This window comes from Phenylobacterium sp., assembly GCF_036821595.1.
GTDB lineage: Bacteria > Pseudomonadota > Alphaproteobacteria > Caulobacterales > Caulobacteraceae > Phenylobacterium.
Map to the genome: position 1 here is coordinate 1 of NZ_DAISJG010000173.1, position 1,912 is coordinate 1,912.

Consider the following 1,912-nt stretch of genomic DNA (forward strand, 5'->3'; position numbering starts at 1 on the left):
GCCCAACCCTGATCGCCCTGGGGACGAGACATGACCGACCGCAACGTCGTCCACGCCACCTTCTGCATCGAGCGCACCTATCCCGTCCCGCCGGCGCGGGTCTTCGCCGCCTGGGCCAGCCCCGAGGCGAAGGCGCAGTGGTTCGCCGGGCCCGAAGGGTTCGACTGCTACGAGCGCTCGATGGACTTCCGGCCCGGCGGCGCCGAGCGGCTGTGGGGCCGGCACCCCGGCGGCAAGGTCTCCGACTTCCAGGCGCGCTACTTCGAGGTGATCCCGGACGCTCGGATCATCTACGGCTACGATATGTACGTGGACGGCCGGAAGATCTCGGTCTCGCTGGCCACCATCGAGTTCCAGCCGAGCGGGCAGGGGACCCGCCTCGTCATGACCGAACAGGGCGCGTTCCTCGACGGCTACGACGACGCCGGCAGCCGGGAGGAGGGGACCCGCTGGCTTCTGGAGAAGCTCGGCGAGGCCGTCGGCTAGATCGAGAAGCTGACGCCGCAGCCGCAGCTCGACTTGGCGTTGGGGTTGCGGATCCGGAATTCGGCGCCGGCGAGTTCGTCCACGAAGTCGATCTCCGAGCCCTTCAGCAGGGCCATGGAGACCACGTCCACCAGGGCCGCGGCGCCGTCTCGCTCGACCTTCAGGTCGTCGTCCTGGGCGGCGTCCACCAGGTCGAACTGGTACTGGAAGCCGGAGCAGCCGCCGCCCTCCACCGCCACGCGCAGCATGACCGGCCGCCCCTCGGCTTCGCCGATGGCCCGGATGCGCTGGGCGGCGCTTTCGGAGAGGGTGACGTCAGTCGTGGTCATGGCTGTTAAACGTTTGCGGGGCTTAGCCTATATGAGGTCCCCCGCGGCTTCGACCAAGAGGCCAATATCCAGAACGGTTTGATGGCCTCTACGATTCCGCCCCGCGCGCCCTACGCCGAAGACCCCGCCGCCTCGCGCGGCCGCAAGGTCGCCGAGCCCGAGAGCCGCACCCGCACCCCCTTCGCCCGCGACCGCGACCGGATCATCCACTCCACGGCCTTCCGCCGGCTGAAGGAGAAGACCCAGGTCTTCGTGGCCCACGAGGGCGACCACTTCCGCACGCGCCTGACGCACTCGCTCGAGGTGGCCCAGATCGCCCGCTCGATCGCCACGGCGCTGGGCCTCGACCCCGACCTCGCCGAGACCATCGCGCTCGCCCACGACCTGGGCCACCCGCCGTTCGGACACGCCGGCGAGGACGAGCTGCAGGTCCAGATGCAGGCCTACGGCGGCTTCGACCACAATGTGCAGACCTTCCGGGTCGTCACGAAGCTGGAGCGCCGCTACCCCCGCTTCGACGGACTGAACCTCACCTGGGAGACCCTGGAGGGGGTGATCAAGCACAACGGCCCGGTGGTCGACAAGCTGGACCGCCCGTCCTGGAGCGCCATCGCCGAGTTCGACGCGGAGTATGGGCTGCGGCTCTCCACCTGGGCGTCGGCCGAGGCCCAGGTCGCCGCGCTGGCCGACGACATCGCCTACAACAACCACGACGTGGACGACGGCGTGGAGGCCGGCCTCTTCTTCCTGAAGGAGCTGCTGGATGTGCCGCTGATCGGGCCGCACGTGCACTCGGCGATGCGGGACTACCCCGACTGCGACCAGCGGATCATCCGCCTGGAGGCGGTGCGCCGGATGATCGGGGCCATGGTCGACGACGTGCTGGCCGAGACCGGCCGCCGGGCGGAGGGGCTGAATGGGCCGGAGGACGTCCGCAACCTCGACCATGCCGTGGTCGCCTTCTCCCGCGACATGGTCGAGGACCTGGGCGAGCTGCGCCGCTTCCTGATGGACCGCATGTACCGCCACTGGAAGGTCAACCGCACCCGCAGCCAGGCGCGCCGCATCCTGGCGGAGATGTTCCAGCTCTTCCTGCA

General features: G+C 69.6%; 3 protein-coding genes. 2 read left to right on the top strand and 1 reads right to left on the bottom strand.

The features are described from left to right. Positions 1-30 precede the first annotated feature (30 nt). Positions 31-486 (top strand): SRPBCC family protein, encoded by a 456-nt coding sequence (locus tag V7Z97_RS20325; RefSeq protein WP_334165435.1) that lies wholly within the window; start codon positions 31-33, stop codon positions 484-486. Here V7Z97_RS20325 and erpA read toward each other — a convergent pair. After that, positions 483-815 carry an iron-sulfur cluster insertion protein ErpA gene (gene erpA / locus V7Z97_RS20330; protein ID WP_334165438.1) on the bottom strand — a complete coding sequence of 111 codons (333 nt, stop codon included), beginning with the start codon at positions 813-815 and terminating at the stop codon, positions 483-485. The two genes, V7Z97_RS20325 and erpA, sit on opposite strands and share 4 nt — an antisense overlap. Positions 816-896: 81 nt before the next feature. On the opposite strand from erpA, the gene V7Z97_RS20335 reads away from it, so the two are divergent. Beyond that, positions 897-1,912: deoxyguanosinetriphosphate triphosphohydrolase (locus tag V7Z97_RS20335; RefSeq protein WP_334165439.1), on the top strand; the 1,016-nt coding region annotated here is incomplete at its 3' end.

What these genes read in the sequence shown, in the direction of transcription:
- V7Z97_RS20325 (WP_334165435.1), top strand. Translation starts at nt 31, where the DNA reads ATGACCGACCGCAACGTCGTCCACGCCACCTTCTGCATCGAGCGCACC.
- erpA (WP_334165438.1), bottom strand. Translation starts at nt 815, where the DNA reads ATGACCACGACTGACGTCACCCTCTCCGAAAGCGCCGCCCAGCGCATC.